Source organism: Sediminibacterium soli, assembly GCF_009939225.1.
GTDB classification, from domain to species: Bacteria; Bacteroidota; Bacteroidia; order Chitinophagales; family Chitinophagaceae; genus Sediminibacterium; species Sediminibacterium soli.
Map to the genome: position 1 here is coordinate 605,060 of NZ_JAACJR010000006.1, position 21,794 is coordinate 626,853.

Here is a 21,794-nt window from a genome sequence, read left to right on the forward strand (position 1 = left end):
CCTACCCATCCACCGTTTTTTTACGCCTGATGGAATACCAGGTCAGCAGTATCCCGGCGGCAAGCAGGATGGCCTGCCATGCCAGCCCTGTATGGTTGCTTTTTACGGCATCCGGAGCATTGCGGAAGACCGGCTGGAACAGAGCGCCTGTTTTTCCCTTCATACCCAGCAGCACCTGCCCCAGGTTCAGCGCTGCATGCATACCCGTTGGCACCGCTAAGCCCCGCGACCATGCAGCAGCAAGTCCGAACAGCAGCGCCCATACAAACGGCCCCGCAAAAGCCTGCTGCAGGCTGTAATGCGGCGAAATATGGTAAAGGGCAAAGCAGACAGCCGTAACAAATTGCGCCGTTCCCAGACCCGCCCGCTGCTGCAGGGCCTCAAAAGGATAACCCCTGAACGCTATTTCCTCCATCAGCGCCAGCGGGATGATGCCTGCATAAAAAACGATCAGTTCCGGTTCGGGTTGCCAGCCGGCCGACTCCAGGCGCATACCGCCGATCGCAACCAGCGATAAAACGATCAGCGCCAGCAAAAAGGCCCCTGCCAGGAAACCCTTTAAAAAATGCAGCAGTACCGCCGCCCGCAAAACCGCTTCGTTACGCGGTATATAGGACCTGTCTTTCCGGCGCGCCAGCCAGGTGGCGAGCACAGCCGTAGCGGTACCTGTGAGACCGATGACCAATGCCTGTGCACCGGCATGGAAAAATCCGGCAAGCAGGGGCGCCACGGCACGGGTAACCAATAGCCAGCCGGCCCAGAACAGCAGCAGGTACAACAGCATGGGTACAAGGTTCTTATTACCCCCCATAAAGAATCGGTTTTTTGGTCAGGTTCAAAACTATTACTTTAGAACCCGCGTTGCTGCGTCATTGCCCAATGACGTAGCAATGACGCGCTGAGAAGCCAATAACCTATGCAAGTACAAGCACCCGGCAACCATCCTGTTTCCGCTGTTATCCGGAACGGCCGTATGGCAAAATGCATTACGCAACAGGAGCTTTCAGAGAAAACCGGCATCAGCCTCCGCTCTGTGCAGCGTATCGAGAATGAAGAAGTGATACCCCGGGCATATACCGTAAAAGTCCTCGCCGAATACCTGGGCGTGCTCAACGAAGTGGCCGATGTCTACACCGGCAAACAGGAAGCGACGCGGGAACTGCACCCCGTTGGGGCTGAAGAAACCGATGTGCACCGGGCCGTGGCGCTCTCGCATGATCCCGGCAGCAACCGCATACGCAGGGTAATTGCATCGATCGGCACGGGTCTGCTGTTACTGCTTGGCGGAATGGCGTTTATTTTTCAATCCGCCCGTTTTCCCGAAACAGCTTTTGAAGCGATCCTGTTCTGGATGGTGATCATCGCCGTTTATTTTGCGTCGCTGCTGCGGATATGGAGATGAAACGCGGTGGCCCTGCCTGCGCTGCTGTTTACCTAATTCCGCCTGCCTGTTACCAATTATCCTTTATATTTATCGCATCAGGTTCTTAACCCTAAAACCAACTGACTGATGCGCAAAATCTCCGGCGCCCTGCTCCTGCTTTTTATGGCAATGGCTTCGCAGGCCCAGAACGTTCCAACACCCAAAGAACATTTTGGTTTCAATATTGGCGACAATTACATGCTGGCCAATTATACCCAGACCGAGGCCTACGTAAAAAAAGTGGCGGCGGGCAGTGACCGCGCCAGGTATGTCGACATCGGCCAGACAGAAGAGGGCCGTTCCCAGTTTATGGTGGTGATCACCTCGCCTGAGAACCATAAAAAACTGGATCGCTACAAAGAAATCTCGCGTACCCTGGCGCATGCGGAAGGCATTTCCGAAGAACAGGCCCGCGCCATGGCCGCCGAAGGCAAAACCATTGTCTGGATCGATGGCGGCCTGCATGCAACCGAAGTGGTGGGTGCTCACCAGCTGATCGAACTCATTTACCAGCTCACCACACGCAGGGATCCCGAAACCATGCGCATACTGGATAAAGTGATCATCCTGGCCACACATGCCAACCCCGACGGACAGGAACTGGTGTCCAACTGGTACATGCGCAACACAGTTCCGGAAAAACGTTCCACCAGCCAGCTGCCAAGGCTGTATGAGAAATATGCCGGTCACGACAACAACCGCGATTTTTTTATGATGAACCTGCGTGAATCGCAGAACATCAATCGCCAGTTATACATTGAATGGCTGCCGCAGATCATGTACAACCACCACCAGGCCGGGCCTGCCGGTTCGGTGGTTGCAGGCGCACCTTATCGCGATCCGTTTAATTATGTGTTCGATCCGATTATCATCACCAGTCTCGACGCCGTTGGCGCAGCCATGAGCAACCGCCTGAATGTGGAAGGCAAACCCGGCTATACGGAGCGCAACGGTTCCAGTTTCTCTACCTGGTATAACGGCGGATTGCGTACCACCACCTATTTTCACAATATGGTGGGACTGCTGACCGAGATCATCGGAAGCCCCACGCCCTCCGATATACCGCTGGTGCCCTCGCGACTGATACCGAGCGGTGCCACGCCGATGCCCGTTATACCGCAGAAATGGTATTTCCGGCAGTCGATCGATTACTCCATTTCACTCAACTATGCCGTACTGGATTTCGCCAGCCGCAACAGTGATGAGCTGTTGTACAATATGTATAAGATGGGACGCAATTCCATCGAACGCGGCAGCAGGGATTACTGGACCTTATCACCCAAACGCATTGCCGAGATCAACCAGATGCACCAGGCAGACCAGCAGCGCAATGCGGCAAACAACCGCGGCATCACTGCAGCAGCAGGTGCTGGCGGCGCATTCGGTGCCAATACCGTGCCCCTGCGGTTTTACGACAGCGTGTTTAAAAACCCCGCACTACGCGATGCACGCGGCTTTATTCTCCCTGCCGACCAGCCCGATCTTCCAACGGCCGTTAAATTCCTGAATGCATTGATCAGAACCGGTGTGCTGGTACAGAAAGCCACGGCTCCGTTCTCCGTACAGGGTAAAACTTATCCCGCCGGCTCCTATGTGGTAAAAACCGACCAGGCTTTTCGCCCGCATGTACTCGATATGTTCGAGCCGCAGGACCACCCGAATGATTTTCAGTACCCCGGCGGCCCTCCCATTCCACCCTATGATGCGGCGGGATGGACGCTGGCCTACACCATGGGCGTACAGTTCGACAGAATACAGGAGGCATTCGATGGCCCCTTCCAGCGCATTCCCTACGGCGAGCTGCAGTCTGCCGCACCGGCCCTTTCTTCGGGTGGCGCGGGTTATCTGCTGAATGCACAGTCCAACAGTTCCTTTATCGCCGCCAACGACCTGCTGAAAGAAGGTGTGGAGGTTTACCGTGTGCAGGAGGCCCTGCCCGGTGCCGGCATCGGGTCGTTCTTTGTGCCTGCTTCGGCAAAGGCAAAATCGATTATCGGCAAAGCGGGTACCGAACTGGGTATGCAGGTAGCCTCGGTGACGAAGAAGCCTGCTGCCATGCAGAAGATCGCCCCATCTCGTATTGCGTTATGGGATGTATACGGCGGATCCATGCCATCGGGATGGGTGCGTTTTATCATGGAGCAATACCATTTCCCTGTTGATGTGGTGTATGCAAAAGACATCGATACCGGTAACCTGCGTTCCAGATACGATGTGATCATTTTTGTTGACGGCGCCATTCCCCCACCGCCTGGTGGAGGCAACCCGCAACGCGGCGGATTCGGAGGCGGATTCAATGCGCCGAACGCGGCCGATATTCCCGAGGAATTCAGGGCAAGGATCGGCAGGCTCAGCGCAGACAAATCGGTTCCGGAGCTCCGCAAATTCCTGGAAGCAGGCGGTAATGTGGTGACCATCGGCTCCAGCACCAATCTTGCCTACCACCTGAACCTTCCGGTAAGCAATGCGTTGCAGGAAATGGTAAACGGACAGTTACAGCGTTTACCGAATGAAAAATATTATATCCCCGGAAGCATCCTCCGCGTGAGCATCGATCCAACGGATGCCACTGCCTGGGGTATGAACACGGAAGCGGATGTATATTTCGATGCAAGTCCCGTATTCAACATAGCGCCCGATGCCAATGCAAAAGGAACGGTGCGGCCGATCGCCTGGTTCCCTAACGATAAACCGCTGCGCAGCGGATGGGCCTGGGGACAATCCTACCTCAAAGACGGCGTTGCCGCATTTGTTGCCAAGGTTGGCCAGGGCAGGCTGTATGCCTTTGGTCCGGAGATCACGTTCCGCGCGCAGACGCATGGCACGTTCAAACTGCTGTTCAACCAGCTGTATGCGGAGGCCGCCGGGAAGAAATAGCTGAGGTATTGAATAACGAAAAACGGATGGGGCAAGACCTGCATAGCTGACCGGCAGGAAATAATACCGGTCAACTATGCGGGCTCTCGGCCCTAATTCCTACCTTTCCGGAAAACATTGCCATGCCCTCTTACGATACGATGGTGGAAGCCCTGAACGGTTTGAAAGCGAGGGGTTTTACCACCGATTTCAACCTTGCCTTCGATTCGGTAAGGTGTGCCGCCACAGGCGTGTGCCTGCGGGCCGAGGAATTTGAGATCATTGAGCATTACCGTTTTGAGGGCGCCACCAATCCTTCGGATTCCAGCGTGGTATACGGTATCGCTTCCAAAGACGGCAACATGAAAGGTGTGCTGGTAAATGCCTACGGGGTGTACAGCGAGCCTGCCAGCGATGATATGATCCGCAAATTATCGGTACACGAAACACCCGGCAACTGAATCGTTGCCAGCCATTTCTTCACGCCAAAAACTACGCTATGCTGCATCGCAGACGATTCCTGCAATTAGGTTCGCTTGGTCTCTCCTCTTTCTCGTTCAAAGGTTTTGCCGCATCTTCCCCTGCCGCCCGTAAACCCATCGTGATCTCTACCTGGAAAGACGGGATCAACGCCAACAAACTGGCCTGGGAAATACTGCGTAAAGGAGGCACTGCACTCGATGCGGTGGAGAAAGGCGTAATGAATACGGAGGATTCGCTGAACTGCTGTGTGGGACTTGGCGCCAACCCCGACCGCGACGGACGGGTAACACTGGACGCGAGTATCATGGATGCAAACGGCAACTGCGGCAGCGTGGCTTTCCTGGAACGCATTAAACACCCGATCTCGGTGGCGCGTCGCGTGATGGAAAAAACACCGCATGTGATGCTGGTTGGCGAAGGCGCCCAGCGTTTTGCCGTACAGCAGGGCTTCAGGCTGGAGCCGGCAAAACTTTCGCGCGATGCAGAAAAAAGTTACCGGAACTGGCTGAAGAAAAGCGAATACAAACCGGTGGTCAATATTGAAAATTCAAAATCCACCGCCATGCTGGCCGCACCCACCAGGCTGGAGAACGGCAGCTGGAACCATGATACCATCGGCATGGTGGCCATGGATGCCGCCGGCAACCTAAGCGGCAGCTGCACCACCAGCGGTATGGCCTTCAAAATGCGCGGACGCGTTGGCGATTCGCCGATTATCGGCGCGGGCCTGTTTGTGGACAACGAGATCGGCGCCGCCACGGCAACCGGACAGGGAGAAGACGTGATACGTATCTGCGGCTCGCATCTTGTGGTTGAACTGATGCGCCAGGGATTGTCTCCCGAAAACGCCTGCAAGACCGCCGTAGAACGCATCATCAAAATAAAAGGCAGCAAGGCCAAAGACATACAGGTTGGTTTTATCGCCATCAACAAACAGGGGGAATACGGCGGTTACTGCATACAGCAGGGATTCGATTTCGCTGTTTGTTATGCAGACGATAAAAACTTTATGGTAGAAGGGAAATACCTACTGTAAGATCCTCCGCTCCCCCGGTTTTTGAATACTGAATCAGATCCCATGCTTGAAATCGCTGTTTTCAATATACACTCCGCCCTGCAGGCCGCCGATGCAGGCGCCGACAGGCTCGAACTATGCGAGAACCCTGCCGAAGGCGGCACAACACCCTCTTACGGCACGCTGAAAACCGTTCGCGAAAAGATCGCCCTGCCGGTTTTCCCGATCATCCGTCCGCGTGGCGGCGATTTTTTATACGACGATGCAGAATTTGCCGCAATGAAACAGGATATCCGCCTGTGCAAAGAACTGCAGTTCGAGGGCGTGGTGATCGGACTGCTGCACGCAGATGGCAGCATCGATACCCGCCGTACCAGCGAACTGGCGGATATCGCCTACCCGATGGAAGTGACTTTCCATCGTGCATTCGACCGCTGTTCCCACCCTTTGAACGCGCTGGAAGCGGTCATCGGCTGCGGCTGCTCCCGGATACTCACCAGCGGCCAGGTACCGAATGCTTTTGATGGAAAGGAACTGATCAGGCAACTGGTAGAAAAAGCCGACGGCCGCATCACCATCATGCCCGGGTCAGGCGTTCGAAGCGCCAATATCAGGGAATTGATGCAGTATACGGGCGCAAGGGAAATGCATTCTTCGGCCCGCATCAACCTGCCATCGGCAATGCAGTTCAAAGCCGCAGGAATGAAGGAACAGCTGCAGCATACCGGTATCGATGAAACAGAACTGCGGGCCATGAAGCTGGCATTGCAACCTAACTAAGGCCTACCGGACAATGAACATTCCCGAATCGATAATAACCGACCGTTCCAGAGAAAATGTATTGAAGATCGCGGCATTCGCCTGTTCCTCCCCGGCAAGGTTTCAGCAACTGGTGAATTGTGTTACGGGCAGGGAAAAACGATTGTCTGAACTCGCTTCCTGGTGTCTTGGCTGGGCCGCAAGAAAAAAACCGGCGATGATGGTCCCGCACCTTGACGCTGTGACCGGTTTGCTGGAAGATACCCGTCTATCCAATACCGTCAGGCGTAATATCCTAAGAATATTCGAAGACCTGCCGGTTCCCGAAGAACTGCATGGCAGGATAATGAATATCTGCTTTGGTTTTGTGGAAAACCCTGCAACCGAAATAGCGATCCGGGCCTTCTCGCTTACCACGCTGTTCCGTCTTTCCAGCCATTACCCCGAGATACGGCCCGAGCTGAAACTCATCATCGAAACCCTGCTGCCCGACGCCAGTCCCGCAATCAGATCAAGAGGCAGAAAAATACTCCAGTCGCTGGCATCTTCCGGTAAAGAAAATACAGCCGGGTAACCAAACGATCAGCGCTTCAAGCCGGTCGATTAATACAGTACTCTTACCTTGATCGTATCCTTCACCTGCTTCAATAATTCAACCGCCTGTTTGGCTAGTTTTTTGTCTACATCGAGTACCACATAGCCAATGGTATCGTTTGTTTTGAGGTACTGCCCCAGGATATTGATGTTGTTATGCGATAAAGCGGTGTTGATGGCGCTCAGTACGCCGGGTACATTCCGGTGAATATGCAGTATGCGGTGCGCATTTTCCACAGGCGGCAGACCGATGGCCGGAACGGTATGCGAGCCGTTGGTGATACCGCGTTCGAGGTACTGGAACAGTTTCAGGCTCACATCTTCACCGATGTTCTGCTGGGCCTCTTCTGTTGATCCGCCGATATGGGGTGTCAGGATCACGTTGGGCAGTCCCTGCAGCGGGGTGCTGAACGGGTCTCCGTTTTTTTCGGGTTCCACGGGGTAAACATCTATCGCCGCGCCGGTGAGCTGGCATTCTTTCAGTGCCGCTGCAAGCGCTTTCAGATCAACCACTTCTCCCCTGGCGAAATTGATCAGGATCGATCCCGGCTTGAATGATTTCAGCAGGGTTTTGTTGATGAGGTTGCTGGTTTGTCTGGTTTCGGGAACATGCAGGGTAATCACGTCTGACTGCGCCACCAGTTCCTTCATGCTCCTGGCAGACTGGGCATTGCCCAGCGGTAACTTGGTTTCGATATCGTAAAAAAGCACTTTCATACCGAGTGCTTCGGCCAGTACGCTTACCTGCGAGCCGATATTGCCATAGCCGATAATGCCCAGCGTTTTTCCCCGCAGTTCAAAACTGCCCTTGGCATCCTTCATCCAGGTGCCCTCGTGCGCGGCTTTGTTTTTGTCGGGAATACGCCTGATCAGCATGATCGAAGCAGCGATCACCAGTTCGGCCACGCTGCGGGTATTGCTGTACGGTGCATTGAATACCACCACGCCCGCGTTGGTGGCGGCTTTCAGGTCTACCTGGTTTACGCCTATGCAAAAACAGCCAATGGCCTGCAATTTGGTCGCCGCGGCCAGTACTTTGGCGGTCACCTGCGTTTTGGAGCGGATGCCCAGCAGGTGCACATCTTTGACCTGTTTGATGAGTTCTTCCTCACTGAGGGCGCCTGATAGTTTTCTGACATTTACATAGCCGTTCTGCTTAAACTGCTGTACGGCTTTATCACTGATGTTTTCGAGAAAAAGGATATTAATCCGCTCTTTCGGATAGCTTGTGGTTGCCTGCTTGCTCATGTTTGCGAAAATAAATGTTATTTATTGTTAATCATTGTAGATAGTTTTCCACGTAGTGGCCACCGCCTGTAACAGGTCTTATATTTGCAGCTTAGTGATAAACAGCCCTTAATGTTCAGGATGATGATGATTCCAATACTCACTTTACTGATCATGGCCTGCGGTTCCACGCCCACGCAGCCGGTTAAGGATACCTTTGCGGTAACACCGTCTGACACCCATTCAGCGCTGTCGCCGGCGGTAAAACAATATTACGCCAACGCCATCGAACCGCTGTACCAGTCCATGCTGGTTCGCACCGGCTTTAACGGCTCCATACTGCTGGCCAAGAACGGCGAGATCGTTTTCGAGGACTACAGGGGTATGATCAATTTTAAAACCAAAGAGCCGATCACATCCAGCTCCGTTTTTCATGTGGCATCCGTTTCCAAAACCTTTACGGCCATGGTGGTGCTGAAACTGATGGAAGAAGGAAAACTGTCGCTGGACGATGCCGTTGAAAAATACCTGCCCGGGTTCCCTTACCCCGGTATCCATATCCGCGAACTCCTGAACCACCGGAGCGGTCTGCCTAAATACGACCATTTTATGTCGGGCACCATGTCGGTGGCCACCAAGGTCCGTACCAGGAGAGGAAAGCTGGTTACCCGGTACCGCACCGTAAAATCGCCTGTTCAGTTAACGGGGCTGGCCACCAATGAAGATGTGCTGCAGTATATGATACGCTACCTGCCCGCACCCGAAGCCTCTCCTAACCGCAGGTACAATTACTGCAACACCAATTTTGCCATGCTGGCACTGATCGTGGAAAAGATCACCCATACCCCGTTTCCAGAATATATGGAGGAAAAGGTATTTAAGCCATTGGGAATGAACCATACCTATATTTTCAGCATCAGGGATACGGCAGATTATATTCCCTCCTATACACCTTCCCGCCGGCCTTACGAACTGGAGAAACTGGACTGTGTATACGGCGATAAGAACGTATACACCAATGTGCGCGACCTGCTGTTATGGGACAAAGCGCTGTATGACGGTAAATTTCTCTCGCAGCATTCGCTCGACCTGGCCTATACCCCTTACAGCAACGAAAAACGCGGTGTGAAGAATTATGGCCTGGGATGGCACCTGCTGGTTAACCCCAACGAGCCGGTGGTTCCATACCACAATGGCTGGTGGCATGGCAACAATGCCGTTTTCAAACGCCTGGTGGCAGATACGGCTACCGTGATCATACTGGGCAACAAGTTCAACAGCAATATCTGGAGAGCAGGTAAGATGAGTTCCGTATTTACCGGAAGACCCGATACCACGCTGCTGGATGATTCCGGCGGCGGCGGGCAGTAGCGGTGCGTAATCAACAGTGAAAGCAGGACACGGGGCCTGGCATCTGGCTGCCGATAGGCCCATGCCGGTTTTTCCGTTATGCCGATTTCCGGGAACGTTGCCAATAACTGCGCACATCCCCTGCACAGTTGGTATTCCGAACGGTTTTACCCCTATTTTTGCAGACTTTCAAAAAACAAATACTGATAAGAAGCTACTTATGGACAAAATGCTGTTTTATGCCGTTCCGGCAATGGGAATTATCGGGCTGTTGTATACGCTGGTGAAGTTTAACTGGGTTGCCAGGCAGGACGCGGGCAACGACCGGATGAAAGAAATCAGCAACTACATCGCTGAAGGCGCCATGGCCTTTCTCAAAGCCGAATGGAAGATACTTGCTTATTTCGTTGTAATCGTTGCCCTGCTGCTGGGTGTAATGGCCAACAGCAACCCGCATTCGCACTGGTCAATTTCGATTGCTTTTGTGCTGGGTGCTGTCTGCAGCGCCGTTGCCGGTTATATCGGTATGAAAGCCGCCACCAAGGCCAATGTACGCACGGCAAATGCTGCCAGGACAAGTCTGGCCAAAGCCCTGAAAGTGTCTTTTACCGGGGGTGCGGTAATGGGACTGGGTGTGGCCGGTCTGGCCGTACTGGGTCTGGGATCCGTGTACCTGTTACTGCAACACCTGTTTGCCCCGGCGGCTGCGGCCAATTCTTCCGAAATGCTTAAGACGATCGAAGTGCTTACCGGTTTCTCACTGGGCGCCGAATCCATTGCGCTGTTTGCGCGCGTGGGCGGCGGTATCTATACCAAGGCGGCCGATGTGGGCGCCGACCTGGTGGGTAAGGTAGAAGCGGGTATACCCGAAGACGATCCGCGCAACCCGGCCACCATCGCCGATAACGTGGGCGATAATGTGGGTGATGTAGCGGGCATGGGTGCCGACCTGTTCGGTTCTTATGTAGCCACGGTGCTTGCCACCATGGTGCTTGGCCAGGAAACCATTTCCATTGATAATTTCGGGGGCTTCGCTCCCATCCTGCTGCCGATGCTGATTGCCGGTACAGGCATATTGTTTTCTATTATCGGCACTTTCTTTGTGCGTATCAGCGAGTCTGCAGGGGTTAACACCGCTACCGTTCAAAAAGCGCTGAACATGGGCAACTGGGGATCCATCATCCTTACAGCGGGTGCCTGTGCCGGACTGGTGTATTACCTTCTTCCCGAGACCATGAGTCTGCGTGGCATGGCATTCACACGCAACGGCGTATTTGGCGCGATCGTGGTTGGACTGGTTGTGGGGACACTGATGAGTATCATCACCGAATTCTATACCGCAATGGGCAAACGCCCGGTAAATTCCATTATCAAACAATCCTCTACGGGTCATGCCACCAACGTGATCGGCGGTCTGGCAATCGGTATGGAATCGACTTTTCTCCCGATCATTGTGCTGGCAGGCGGTATCTGGGGTTCTTACGAATGTGCAGGTTTATACGGCGTGGCGATTGCCGCAGCCGGTATGATGGCCACCACGGCCATGCAGCTGGCCATCGATGCTTTCGGCCCGATTGCAGATAACGCAGGCGGTATTGCCGAAATGAGTGAACTGCCCAAAGAAGTGCGCGAAAAAACAGATGTACTCGATGCGGTGGGTAACACCACGGCCGCCACGGGTAAAGGTTTTGCCATTGCCTCCGCGGCGCTTACGGCGCTGGCACTGTTTGCGGCGTTTGTGGGCGTAGCAGGTATTCCGGGCATAGATATCTATAAGGCAAAAGTGCTTGCCTCGCTGTTCGTGGGCGGTATGATACCGTTTATCTTTTCGTCACTGGCCATACGCGCCGTGGGACAGGCAGCCATGGCCATGGTGGAGGAAGTGCGCCGCCAGTTCCGCACCATTGCCGGTATTATGGAAGGAACCGGCAAACCTGAATACGATAAATGCGTTGCCATTTCTACCGATGCATCGATCAAGAAAATGATGCTGCCGGGCGCTATTGCCATCGTTTCCCCGCTGATCATCGGTTTCCTGCTCGGACCGGAAGCGCTGGGCGGATTCCTTGCCGGTGCCACCGTGAGCGGTGTACTGATGGGCATGTTCCAGAACAATGCGGGTGGCGCATGGGACAATGCGAAGAAATCTTTCGAGAAAGGCGTTGAGATCAACGGACAGACCTATTATAAAAAGTCGGAGCCGCACAAAGCCTCTGTAACCGGCGACACGGTGGGCGATCCGTTCAAAGACACCTCAGGACCTTCTATGAATATCCTGATCAAACTGATGTCGATCGTTTCACTGGTGATCGCTCCCACACTGGCGCAGATCCATAAAACAGATGCGGCTACCTCCAAGGGCCAGCCGTTGATGGAACAACTGAACGAAGTGAGGGTTAGCGGAGACAGCGGCAAACAGATCATCGATATTACGGTGCAAAAAGACAAGGTGGAAGAAACACAGGCAACACCGGGTACCGACAGGGACTTTGCCGCGCTGGTAAATGCCGTTCGCAAGGATGGGTTTGATACGGATAGCAAACTCACCATCGAATACAAAAACGGGAAGCTCAGCATCAACGGCAAAGAACAGCCGGCGGAACTGACCCAAAAATATGCGGCCTATTTCAACGGCCAGAAAAACTTCGAGATCAAGATCAAAAAATAAAACGATACTGCGTCGTTATGAAAATCCCGCCTTGTGCGGGATTTTTGTTTTCGGGGATTCGCCGGCCGCAGATTTTACAGAACCTGGTCAAATCTGCGGATCTGTGGCTATATTACCGTAATAGTGACCCATATGAAAAAAGTGCTACTGCTTGCGCTTGTTTTTGCAGCCTGTGAACAGACCGAACATTCGGCTGTTACCGAAACAAAAACCGTTGTCGTCTCGAACGATACCATCCCGGAACTGCGCAGCACCGTCGGCACCAAACCCGTTGCGGCATTCAGCCTACCCGTGGAAGATGAACTGAACGACTGGAAATTCGCCGTTTATGCCTATGAAACAAAAAACAGGTTCCGTTACCGGCTCAACATGCAATACAAGGAACTGCGGATAACCGATTCCCTCGATATCCCCAATTTCGGCATCGAACCCAGGCTCGAACTGCGCAAAGGCCCCGAGACCTATTCCTGTATCATCGGCTTTTTGGATAAACAGCAAACCTTCCGGGAATACAAAAAAGCCTTTGTAAAAAACGAACAGTTTACGTTCACCACGCTGAACCATTACTACGTGGGCACCTATAAAACACCCCGGAAACCGTAGCATACCCGAGCATCCCTCCCATCCGCCAGCCATACAGGCCGTTTAACAACCTTTTATTTGCTCCTGTACGAACCCGGTCGTAAATTGCTTACGAACAAAATCGTAATAATGGCGACCAAGCACCTGAAACCAACGGAAAGTGAACTGGAGATCTTACAGGTATTATGGGGTAAAGGCAATGCAACCGTAAGAGAGGTGCACGAGGTACTGAGCATGCACAAAGACGCAGGCTATACCACCACCCTGAAGCTGATGCAGATCATGTTTGAAAAAGGCATCGTAAAACGCGATGACAGCAGCAAGACGCATATTTACCGCGCCAATGTAAGCAGGGAGAATACGCAGCAGCAACTGGTGGGCAAAATGATCAGCTCGCTTTTTGGCGGTTCTTCCACGCAGCTGGTTATGCAGGCACTCGGTAACCAGGCGCCCAACAAAGAAGAGATCGAAGAGATCCAGCGCCTGCTGGATAACCTCAAAAAACAATAATCCACCACATGCAAGCCTGGCTTCAATCACCTTTCCTGCAGTCGCTCGGCTTTGCCATTGCCAATAGTCTGTGGCAGGCGGGATTGCTCTGGTTATTGTATACACTGCTTAGCCATTTATGGAAACTGTCTGCCGCAGGCCGTTACCGTATGGCAGTGGCCGTACAGTTGCTGAGCTTTGTATGGTTTGCGGTTACGGTTCAGTTTTATTATTACCAGTACACAGAATCGCTGCGGCAAAACATCGTACCCGGTTTATCGGGTATCCAGGCCGTGCTTGCCGGTGATAAGAGCTTTTCGACCCAGCTTATCCGGTATCTGGTACGCGCCGAGCAGGCTTTGCCGTATATCTCGGTTGCCTACCTGCTGCTGATACTGGTGCTGGCGCTGCGATGGGTCAACAGCTTTCGTTATACCCAGTCAGTGCGCACACAGGGGCTGCACCGGATACCGGCCGACTGGCGTCTGTTTGTAAAGAAAGTGGCTCCGCAACTCGGGATCAAAAAAGAAATCGTGCTGTTTCTGTCCGACAGGATCGGCACCCCGCTCACCATCGGCTTCTGGAAACCGCTGATACTGGTACCGCTTGCCAGCCTCAACCACCTTACCACCGCGCAGATGGAAGCGGTATTGCTGCACGAGCTGGCGCATATCAAACGATACGATTACCTGGTTAACCTGTTGCTCTCTGTTGTTGAGATCGCACTTTTCTTCAACCCTTTCACCCAATTGCTCAGCAGGAACATACGCAAGGAACGGGAGAACTGCTGCGACGACTGGGTACTGCAGTTCCGGTACAATGCCACCGATTATGCGCAGGCATTGCTTCAGATCGCCAGCCTGCAGGCCGCACCTGCATTTGCCATGGCGGCAGGCGGAAAAAGGAATGAACTGCTGGTGCGCGTCAAAAGAATGATCGGCCAGCCCGAAGCCGCTTTCAGCTATCGTAAGCAATTGTTTTCCCTGCTGCTGGTAACCGGTATGCTGGGATGCATGGCCTGGTTCAATCCTTCTCCCGTGCCGGGCAGCCCGCAAAAAGACACACGGACCATCGCCATCGAGCCGATGGCGGTAAGGGTAAACAACCCGCTTTTTAACCCGGTATTTTTTCTCTCCGAGCCATTGAAAACAGAAATGCAGAAAAGCCTGTCGGCCGCAAAGGAAGAGAGTACCGCGCAGGCTTATTTTACTGAATCGATACCGCCATTGGTGGCTGCTGCACTTGATAAAGCGGCCATCGCGCTGGAACAGCAGAAAGCAGCGCTTCCCGCGCAGATCGCCAATATGGAAATGGCACGCAGCCATATGGAGAAATTACTGGCCGACAGCCTGTCTATTCCCGCGCCGTTCCGCAGGGAACTGAAAAACGCTTTCAACCATTCGATACAGGATATCAGCAGGAACCTGCAGACGGCACAGACAGAGATCAAAACGGCGTTCGACCAGCAGCGGTTCCGCTTTCCATTCGATGACCAGAAGGTGAAGAACGAGATCCGTCTGGCCATGAACGAGGTGGCGAAGCTGGACCTGGGCGGCCTGGTCAATACTTCGCTCGGTCTGTCGGGCATGTTTGCGCCGCCGGAACCGGATAAACCCCGGAAACACGCAGACCGTAAGAAAAACGTTGCCCCCCCTTCTTTGCAGCAGCCGGTCCCGGACGACAGGGAAGCACCGTCAGAGGATGCATCCGAGGAAATAAAAACGATCTCATTGTTGCCGGTAGCCGGTGCTGCCGACGATGCGGCAATATTCATCAGGACGGTACAACCCGTTTTCAGCAAAACCTATCTTGACCAACTGAAAGCCCTGGCATTGCTTGCCGGCGACCTGGCACTCGAAGAGCACGATCCCGAAACAGACAAACGCATTCGCCTTAAACTGGAAGCGCTGCAGCAAAAGATTTCCGCTGAAAAAATACAGTTCAAAAAAATCCTGGAACAGCAGCATCCGGAAATAAGACAATAACCCGGGCCAGGCTGATCCCGCAATAACCGCGGTAACCGTTCACCAAAACCAAGCAGGAATAGAATAATGTAACCATCTGCTACCAGAGGTTCCTGGGGCACCAGTCGCCATACCTGTTACCGAGCAGGAAGCCGATCAGTATTTCGTGCGTGCCCTTGCTTACGGTATTGAGGTTGGAGGTCTGGAAATCGTAGGAGTAACCGATGTTAAAAGTATTGCTGATATTGATTCCCGCCATTCCTGCAAAGCCATCTTTGTACCGGTAAGAACCACCGGCCCAGAGAAAATCCTGGTACTGGAATTTGACGTTCACATCAAACCCCACCGGCAGCGGGTTCACATACCGCACCATTGCCGAGGGCAGCATGCTGATATCGTCGGATAAAGTCATCCGGTATCCCGCGCTGAAGAACAAATGCGGTATGAGTTTACCGCTTTCCAGCTGCACGGTATTATTGGCATAGCTCAGCGGCTGCGGTACGATCTGCTGCGCGGCAAGTCCCACAAAATAATCGGCAGAATACAACCAGAGCCCCGCGCTGATATCGGGTTTGATCCTGTTCAGCACACCGCTGCCTGCCACCGCCGGGTCCACCGTGGTGGTACCGAAATTCAGTTTGCTGGCATCCAGGCTCATATTGGAAATACCCACCGACACACCCGCCGATAAACTGGTGCGCGGCGATATACCCAGGTGGTACGCGTATGTGCCATAGGCCGCAAAGCGGTTCAGCGGTCCTGTTTTATCGTTCAGTATGGTAAACCCGATACCGTGGTGCGGTTCGGAGGAAGTATAATCCTGCCAATAGGCCTGCCCTCTCGGGTTGGAGCCTGATGCATGAAAACCGGTAGCCGACTCGCGCTCATAGGCGCTGCGTTTGAGCGGTCCGTGTATCGTGAGATAGGTAGTTACCGGCGCATCCTGCAAACCCACCCATTGCATGCGGTGACTGGCTTTCACATCCCAGTAATTCTCTATACCGGCAACAGCAGGGTTGATGATATAGTTGTTCATGATATACTGGGTATAATAAGGCCGCTGCTGCGCACGCAGGCCCGCTATCGCAAAACATGCCAGACAAACAACAAAAAGCTTCCTCTTCATAGTCATCACTTGATGATCGTTATCGATCCCGTATAAATGCCTTTTTTACCGGCTTTGGGATTGATGATATAATAGTAGGTTCCTATCGGCAGGGGTTTTCCCTGGTAGGTGCCATCCCAGTCTTTTACACTGCCCACAGATCGGAACACGATCTGTCCTGCCCTGTCGTACACATCGATCGTCACTTCGGGATACCCGTCGAGATACTTGATATGCCAGGTATCGTTGATGCCATCTCCGTTGGGAGAAAAGCCATTGGGTATCTCCAGTCCGTGCAGCACTTTCACAAATGTGGTGCCGGTAACCGTACACCCTCCTTCCGCCGTAAGCTGCAGGGTAAAAGTTGCATCATCGGGCGGCGACACTTTTACTTCCGACAGCGTATTTGACCCCACAATATACGTAGTAGGTGTCCATAAATATTCCAGGTTGCTTCCGTATACCGAAACCGGTTTCAGTGTGGCGATCGCATCTTCCAGCATCTGTATGGAGGCGGGCATCCCCAGTTTGGGATTGGGATAGATCGTCAGCACCGAACGCGCCGTATCGCTTATGCAGCCGTCCGAGGTAGTGACAACCAGACTCGTGGCAATGCTGCCTGAATCGTTATACCGCCGAACCGGGTTCTGCTGCAAGGCGATCGTATTCCTGCCCAGGTCCCAGCGCCAGGAGGCCACCGTTGCAGTGCCGGCCTGGCTCTTGTCGGTAAAACTCACCGTTCCCCCATCGCAAAGCTGGCTCACGGAAACACTGTAGGCCGCGTCGGGCTGCGGGTATACCGTTACTGTCTTTGTTGTCTCGCTTACACAGGAATTACCTCCGGAATACGCCAGCATCCGCACCGAATACTGCCTGGCGCCGGTGGCGGCGGTATAGGAATGTGCATATAACTTACCGCCCGCCGGGTATTCGTCCGTTTCCTTAACGGTGGCACTGTTGGTATTGTCCCAGTAAAACTCCAGTTTGGTCACGTTACCAAAATCCACGGTGGACTGGTTGATCAGCTTCACCGGTTTGTCGCCGCAATAAGGTGTGATACCCGAGAACGAGAAATCGGCTTTTGGCGTAGACCCGTTAACGGTAAAATCCTGCAGCGAAGACGCCACACAACCCTTATCGGATGTGGCTGTCAGCTTTACCTTATAATAGTCCGATTTAAAATACTTCGGCTGCGGATGCTGCAGGCTGCTGACAGCGGGCTGCGGACCGGGCGTTATCACCGGCGAGCCGGCGTTGAAGTTCCAGGCGTACGAAACGATCGATCCCTCGGCAATGGTGGAGGTATCTGTGAATCTGGCGTTGGCATCGTTCAGGCAAACCTCGGGCACCCTGAAGCCTACCACCGGCAGCGGGTTGATCTTAACTGCCTGCCGGAAGGTATCGCTTTTGCAGCCGGTACTGGATGCCACCAGCAACCACAGGTTTTTGGTGCCCGCCGAATCGTATTTTGTTTTTACCGCGGCATTGGTGGTATTGCTGATCGGTGCGGCACCATCGTCGAGCGACCATACCCAGGTGGCCAGCGTGCCCACGGTGGTGGTGGATGCATCTGTAAAACTGATATCGGATTGCGGACAGAGCAGACTTGGCACCGTAAACCGGGCCACCGGTTTGGAGGATATATCCAGCACCTGTGACACTTCGGGTGATACACAGCCGATATCCGTGTACACTTTCAGTTTGGCAGTGTAGGTGCCGCCATTCGTGTATTTTTTTGCGAACACAGCGGCAGATGCCCGCTCATCGGTTGTTCCGTCGCCAAAATTCCATTGCCATCGCACCAGGGTGCTTGAATAACTGCTTTGGTCGGTGAACTGAACAGAGTCGCTCACGCAGCCGCTGTTGGCAACCGCAAACTGCGGTACGGGAAGTTCGTTCACTTTTACCGGTATGTTGAACAACTGGTCCTTGCTGCCGCAGCCATCGGGCGTTGCAGAGGTGGTGTACAGTTTGATCGTATCGCGTAAGGCCGGGGTATTGGCCTTTGAGAAAGAGAAAGATCCCTGCGGACTGTAATAATATACCCCGTTTACCGCGCTGTCGGGCACGGGTTGCAGGGTTTGCTGAGCGGACGGACTGATATTGGGTGCGGCGGAAAAATCCCATTTGATCGAGCTCGGCTGAACGGTCATGGGCACCGACAGTTTGAAAGGGGTATTGATACAGGTAACGGCGGAATCGACCCTTGAATAAGGATTTTGAAAAACCGTGCGGGCCGAAAAATCGCGGATATTGGTTCCGGCATTGTAGCCGTAACTCTCGGTAGATCCGAACCCGTAAGCGATCGCATTAAAACCTGTATCCGAATACAATCGGTGCGATCCGGAAGAAACGGAAATGATCGCGTAAGAATAGTTCGCATCCTGCGGATGCGGAAGAAAATTGGAAACAGGGTTCCCGTCCATCCTGAAACTGGCTACGCCCCCGTTGCGGATGATCACGTTGATATAGCTCTGCAGGATCGCGTTCTTGGTGGCCGAGTAGAGCGTAATATCGTTGATGGTTTGTTCTACCGGGCTCAGGTAAATCATTTCCGGATCCCCGCCCGGTGACGTACCGGGGTTACCGTCAACACCCTGGGTGGTGCAGTACTGCGCCACGGTGATCGGTTTGTCGGCCTCGATCAGGTTGGGTACGGCCGCGCCCGGGCTGTTGCCCACAGCACCATTCTTGAACTGGTAAAAGAAATTGTTGATAAGCGAAGAGGTCGGTATCACCACCCCGTTCAGCTTTACCACGGTTGCGGGATCTGTGACGCAGATACGGTAGTAGTTATTGGGCTGCGAACCGGTTGGGGCCGTCAGGTATTTCTTACCCCAGGCCGCGGCCGGGAAAGCCTGTGCAAAAAGATTATCCGCGCTGCCGGTCGATGATCCGCCGATACTCACTTTGCCCGAACCCGAAAAAACGGCTATCGCCTTACAGCCGCCGGAACCGTTGGTGCTGATGGACCGTATCCTGGACCCCGTGAGATCCGTTCCCGAAGTGCCGGCGGTGGTGCCCATAACGCTGTATACCTGTCCCTTGTTAAGCGTAACAGTCTGCGCCACATTCGGCGTAAAACCGTTCAGGTTGGCCGCCGAAGCGGTGATCTCCACCTTGGTATTGTCTTCCGTGGCCACGACGAAAAAAAACGAATTGGAAAAAGTGGTGTTCGAAGACTGGGTATAGTTGATCGAATAATAATCCTTACCAAGCGTGTTGGTGGGAAAAAGCAGGGAAGCGCCCGATACGCTGGCATTGTAGATATGCGCATAGGCCACGATCGGCACATCGCTGGTGATATGTATTCCCCGGTTATAATACCCGGTACCCGAAATACGCGCATCCTGCGCACCTGTTTTTGGTATGGGATCGGAAATGGTAACCTGGTTGGCGGTGACCGTATAGGATTTGGTATACCCCACACCCGGTATCTCCACGCTGACAACGGCGTTTTTGTCGGAAGTAAAATACAGGATCATGTCCTGCTGGTTCTGCGCGCCGGCACCCACACCCGAGCCCATGTTTACGTGGAAGCCGTATCCCAGCCAGAAATCCTTGCCTTTATTGGAGAAATCCTGCCCCTTTGCGGCCGGGAAAAAAAACAGCACCGATAGGCAATACAGCACCAAGCGAGTACACTTCATCACGTGGACCTGGGGGATTTTTAGCAAAACAATGATTAGGAAATCGAATAAATAATAAAAATAGGCTTTCAGCCGATAAGAATCGATTATTAGCGGCCGGAAAACCGTAAAACGAAGTTTTTTAAATAGTATTTAAGGTGGGCCCGTTACAGAACAGCAGGTCCAGGATACAGAGATTGGGCGCAAAACCGGTGCGCTCCTCAAATACCTGGGTATACCTGGGTGCGGGCCATTGCCGGTAATTTTTTGGGAGTATCCGGTTGCGCATATCCGTTACCTCGGCCGGGTCATAGACAGCCTGGTATTTTTCGGTATACCCGATCCGCCCTTTCCAGGAAAACACCCGGGCCAGCCATTGCAGGGCGGCCCCGTTTTTCTCCAGCAGCAAAGGATGCTTTTGCTCCCACAGCGATCGCACCTCATCCCGGTAGTATTCGTAATAGGGCGACCGCGCATAGCAGGAGTCGAGGGTGCGCAGCTGCTCTGCCTGCCAGCGGCCCTGGTAATTGATCCGCACGTCTTTCATCAACTGCCGGTGATCGCGTCCCTGCACCAGCGGCAGCGATAAACCGATCAGCCCGTTGCTCCCCACAATCAGGCAACGGTTGCGGAAACTCATTTTCCGGAAGCTTTCGCATGATTCAATAATGATATTTGAATACTGAAACAAAGTGTTGATGTAATTAATCGTTCCAAAAAACTGACTATCAATTAATACACTACTCATAAGATGGAAATACTAAACGTTCTTTAAAACAAGCCTGAATTAGCGGAAATAGTCCAAAATATCAATATATTAAAAGTTAATTTATAATCAATCAATATATTGATTAATAATAGTTTAAATACAAATTAGTAACACTAATTATTTTGGCCTTCAGATTTTTTTCTTTTGACATCAAAATACTACTTTTTTTAGTATAAATAAAACGCGGTTTTCCGGCCCTTTCCAACCGGGGCCGCGGGCTTTGCCAACAGGTAAAGGTAATCCCGGCCACGGCTACCCTATTTCACATTCTGTACACAGCCAGCAGCCGGATGGCTAAATTTTTACATTGATGCGGCGGTCTGCGGAAATACAAGACGCCTCAGTTATTTTGCAGACAAATTCGTTTTCTTGAAAACATATCTCGTGCTGGCCGGTCTTGCACTGCTGTTTGCCTCCTGCAGCAAACCGCAGGCTTTTGAATACCGCGACCTGAAAAACCTGAAAGTGGAGACGGTGGGATTCGACCAGACAGCGCTGTCGATGGACCTGGTCTACTATAACCCCAACGGTTTTGGGGTTGACCTGAGAAGGGTGGATTGCGATGTGTACGTAGACAATACCTATCTGGGAAAATTCCAGCTGGATACGCTGATGCATATCTCCCGCCGCGCGGAATTTGTATTGCCGTCGAAAATCATGGTGGACATGAAAACCGTACTCAAGAACAGCCTGACCATGCTGTTCAGCCAGGAAGTGCTGGTAAACGTAAAGGGAACCACACGCGTGGGCAAGGCAGGGATATTTGCCACAGTGCCTTTTAACTACGAAGCCAGGCACAAGCTCAGCCTGTTCTGAAGGACGGAGGGATTGCGGAAGGGCGATTGCAGATTGCCGATGGAGAAGTGATTGACCGCGGAATC

The 21,794-nt window shown here is 53.0% G+C and carries 17 protein-coding genes; 12 read left to right on the forward strand and 5 right to left on the reverse strand.

Annotated features, from left to right (window positions below):
* Position 1: 1 nt before the first annotated feature.
* Positions 2–811 (reverse strand): CPBP family intramembrane glutamic endopeptidase, encoded by an 810-nt coding sequence (locus GWC94_RS06665; protein WP_161834248.1) that lies wholly within the window; start codon positions 809–811, stop codon positions 2–4.
* 105 nt (positions 812–916) lie between these two features.
* On the opposite strand from GWC94_RS06665, the gene GWC94_RS06670 reads away from it, so the two are divergent.
* From GWC94_RS06670 to GWC94_RS06695, 6 genes are all read left to right on the forward strand, one after another.
* Positions 917–1,402: a helix-turn-helix domain-containing protein gene (locus GWC94_RS06670; RefSeq protein WP_161834249.1), complete on the forward strand. Its 486-nt coding sequence runs from the start codon at positions 917–919 to the stop codon at positions 1,400–1,402.
* A gap of 108 nt (positions 1,403–1,510) precedes the next feature.
* Entirely contained in the window at positions 1,511–4,300 is a 2,790-nt protein-coding gene (locus tag GWC94_RS06675; protein WP_161834250.1) for a M14 family metallopeptidase, read from the forward strand.
* Between the two features lie 122 nt (positions 4,301–4,422).
* Positions 4,423–4,740, forward strand: coding sequence for a phosphoribosylpyrophosphate synthetase (locus GWC94_RS06680; protein WP_161834251.1), 318 nt, complete (start codon positions 4,423–4,425; stop codon positions 4,738–4,740).
* A 38-nt stretch (positions 4,741–4,778) separates the two neighbouring features.
* A complete protein-coding gene (locus GWC94_RS06685) occupies positions 4,779–5,798 on the forward strand; it encodes an isoaspartyl peptidase/L-asparaginase family protein (RefSeq protein ID WP_161834252.1) in 1,020 nt (339 codons plus the stop codon).
* 42 nt (positions 5,799–5,840) lie between these two features.
* Positions 5,841–6,557 (forward strand): copper homeostasis protein CutC, encoded by a 717-nt coding sequence (locus tag GWC94_RS06690; RefSeq protein WP_161834253.1) that lies wholly within the window; start codon positions 5,841–5,843, stop codon positions 6,555–6,557.
* A 13-nt stretch (positions 6,558–6,570) separates the two neighbouring features.
* Positions 6,571–7,110: a hypothetical protein gene (locus GWC94_RS06695; protein WP_161834254.1), complete on the forward strand. Its 540-nt coding sequence runs from the start codon at positions 6,571–6,573 to the stop codon at positions 7,108–7,110.
* 29 nt (positions 7,111–7,139) lie between these two features.
* Here the strand turns inward: GWC94_RS06695 and serA are convergent, their stop codons facing one another.
* A complete protein-coding gene (gene serA, locus GWC94_RS06700; protein ID WP_161834255.1) occupies positions 7,140–8,378 on the reverse strand; it encodes a phosphoglycerate dehydrogenase in 1,239 nt (412 codons plus the stop codon).
* A 120-nt stretch (positions 8,379–8,498) separates the two neighbouring features.
* Here serA and GWC94_RS06705 point away from each other — a divergent pair, with 120 nt between their 5' ends.
* From GWC94_RS06705 to GWC94_RS06725, 5 genes are all read left to right on the forward strand, one after another.
* The gene (locus tag GWC94_RS06705) at positions 8,499–9,728 is read left to right on the forward strand and encodes a serine hydrolase domain-containing protein (protein WP_161834256.1); all 1,230 of its coding nucleotides are present in this window, start codon (positions 8,499–8,501) and stop codon (positions 9,726–9,728) included.
* A gap of 199 nt (positions 9,729–9,927) precedes the next feature.
* A complete protein-coding gene (locus GWC94_RS06710; RefSeq protein WP_161834257.1) occupies positions 9,928–12,375 on the forward strand; it encodes a sodium-translocating pyrophosphatase in 2,448 nt (815 codons plus the stop codon).
* Positions 12,376–12,507: 132 nt separating this feature from the next.
* Positions 12,508–12,978 carry a hypothetical protein gene (locus GWC94_RS06715; RefSeq protein ID WP_161834258.1) on the forward strand — a complete coding sequence of 157 codons (471 nt, stop codon included), beginning with the start codon at positions 12,508–12,510 and terminating at the stop codon, positions 12,976–12,978.
* A gap of 108 nt (positions 12,979–13,086) precedes the next feature.
* The gene (locus tag GWC94_RS06720) at positions 13,087–13,467 is read left to right on the forward strand and encodes a BlaI/MecI/CopY family transcriptional regulator (RefSeq protein WP_161834259.1); all 381 of its coding nucleotides are present in this window, start codon (positions 13,087–13,089) and stop codon (positions 13,465–13,467) included.
* Positions 13,468–13,475: 8 nt separating this feature from the next.
* Positions 13,476–15,431, forward strand: coding sequence for a M56 family metallopeptidase (locus tag GWC94_RS06725; protein WP_161834260.1), 1,956 nt, complete (start codon positions 13,476–13,478; stop codon positions 15,429–15,431).
* Positions 15,432–15,510: 79 nt separating this feature from the next.
* Here GWC94_RS06725 and GWC94_RS06730 read toward each other — a convergent pair whose 3' ends face one another.
* The 3 genes from GWC94_RS06730 to GWC94_RS06740 all read right to left on the reverse strand — a co-directional run bounded on the left by GWC94_RS06730 (position 15,511) and on the right by GWC94_RS06740 (position 20,892).
* On the reverse strand, positions 15,511–16,536 hold the full coding sequence (locus tag GWC94_RS06730; protein ID WP_161834261.1) for a PorP/SprF family type IX secretion system membrane protein: 1,026 nt from the start codon (positions 16,534–16,536) through the stop codon (positions 15,511–15,513).
* 5 nt (positions 16,537–16,541) lie between these two features.
* The gene (locus GWC94_RS06735; protein WP_161834262.1) at positions 16,542–20,165 is read right to left on the reverse strand and encodes a PKD domain-containing protein; all 3,624 of its coding nucleotides are present in this window, start codon (positions 20,163–20,165) and stop codon (positions 16,542–16,544) included.
* 121 nt (positions 20,166–20,286) lie between these two features.
* Positions 20,287–20,892, reverse strand: coding sequence for a WbqC family protein (locus GWC94_RS06740; RefSeq protein ID WP_235918472.1), 606 nt, complete (start codon positions 20,890–20,892; stop codon positions 20,287–20,289).
* A 390-nt stretch (positions 20,893–21,282) separates the two neighbouring features.
* Here GWC94_RS06740 and GWC94_RS06745 point away from each other — a divergent pair, with 390 nt between their 5' ends.
* On the forward strand, positions 21,283–21,729 hold the full coding sequence (locus GWC94_RS06745; RefSeq protein ID WP_161834264.1) for an LEA type 2 family protein: 447 nt from the start codon (positions 21,283–21,285) through the stop codon (positions 21,727–21,729).
* The last annotated feature ends 65 nt before the right edge of the window (positions 21,730–21,794 follow it).

Excerpts from the sequence above, each read along its gene's own strand:
- GWC94_RS06690 (WP_161834253.1), top strand. The coding sequence starts at position 5,841 with ATGCTTGAAATCGCTGTTTTCAATATACACTCCGCCCTGCAGGCCGCC.
- GWC94_RS06680 (WP_161834251.1), top strand. The coding sequence starts at position 4,423 with ATGCCCTCTTACGATACGATGGTGGAAGCCCTGAACGGTTTGAAAGCG.
- GWC94_RS06675 (WP_161834250.1), top strand. The coding sequence starts at position 1,511 with ATGCGCAAAATCTCCGGCGCCCTGCTCCTGCTTTTTATGGCAATGGCT.
- GWC94_RS06670 (WP_161834249.1), top strand. The coding sequence starts at position 917 with ATGCAAGTACAAGCACCCGGCAACCATCCTGTTTCCGCTGTTATCCGG.
- GWC94_RS06705 (WP_161834256.1), top strand. The coding sequence starts at position 8,499 with ATGATGATGATTCCAATACTCACTTTACTGATCATGGCCTGCGGTTCC.
- GWC94_RS06665 (WP_161834248.1), bottom strand. The coding sequence starts at position 811 with ATGGGGGGTAATAAGAACCTTGTACCCATGCTGTTGTACCTGCTGCTG.
- GWC94_RS06730 (WP_161834261.1), bottom strand. The coding sequence starts at position 16,536 with ATGAAGAGGAAGCTTTTTGTTGTTTGTCTGGCATGTTTTGCGATAGCG.
- GWC94_RS06720 (WP_161834259.1), top strand. The coding sequence starts at position 13,087 with ATGGCGACCAAGCACCTGAAACCAACGGAAAGTGAACTGGAGATCTTA.
- GWC94_RS06735 (WP_161834262.1), bottom strand. The coding sequence starts at position 20,165 with ATGAAGTGTACTCGCTTGGTGCTGTATTGCCTATCGGTGCTGTTTTTT.
- GWC94_RS06725 (WP_161834260.1), top strand. The coding sequence starts at position 13,476 with ATGCAAGCCTGGCTTCAATCACCTTTCCTGCAGTCGCTCGGCTTTGCC.
- GWC94_RS06740 (WP_235918472.1), bottom strand. The coding sequence starts at position 20,892 with ATGAGTAGTGTATTAATTGATAGTCAGTTTTTTGGAACGATTAATTAC.
- GWC94_RS06710 (WP_161834257.1), top strand. The coding sequence starts at position 9,928 with ATGGACAAAATGCTGTTTTATGCCGTTCCGGCAATGGGAATTATCGGG.
- GWC94_RS06685 (WP_161834252.1), top strand. The coding sequence starts at position 4,779 with ATGCTGCATCGCAGACGATTCCTGCAATTAGGTTCGCTTGGTCTCTCC.
- GWC94_RS06715 (WP_161834258.1), top strand. The coding sequence starts at position 12,508 with ATGAAAAAAGTGCTACTGCTTGCGCTTGTTTTTGCAGCCTGTGAACAG.
- serA (WP_161834255.1), bottom strand. The coding sequence starts at position 8,378 with ATGAGCAAGCAGGCAACCACAAGCTATCCGAAAGAGCGGATTAATATC.
- GWC94_RS06695 (WP_161834254.1), top strand. The coding sequence starts at position 6,571 with ATGAACATTCCCGAATCGATAATAACCGACCGTTCCAGAGAAAATGTA.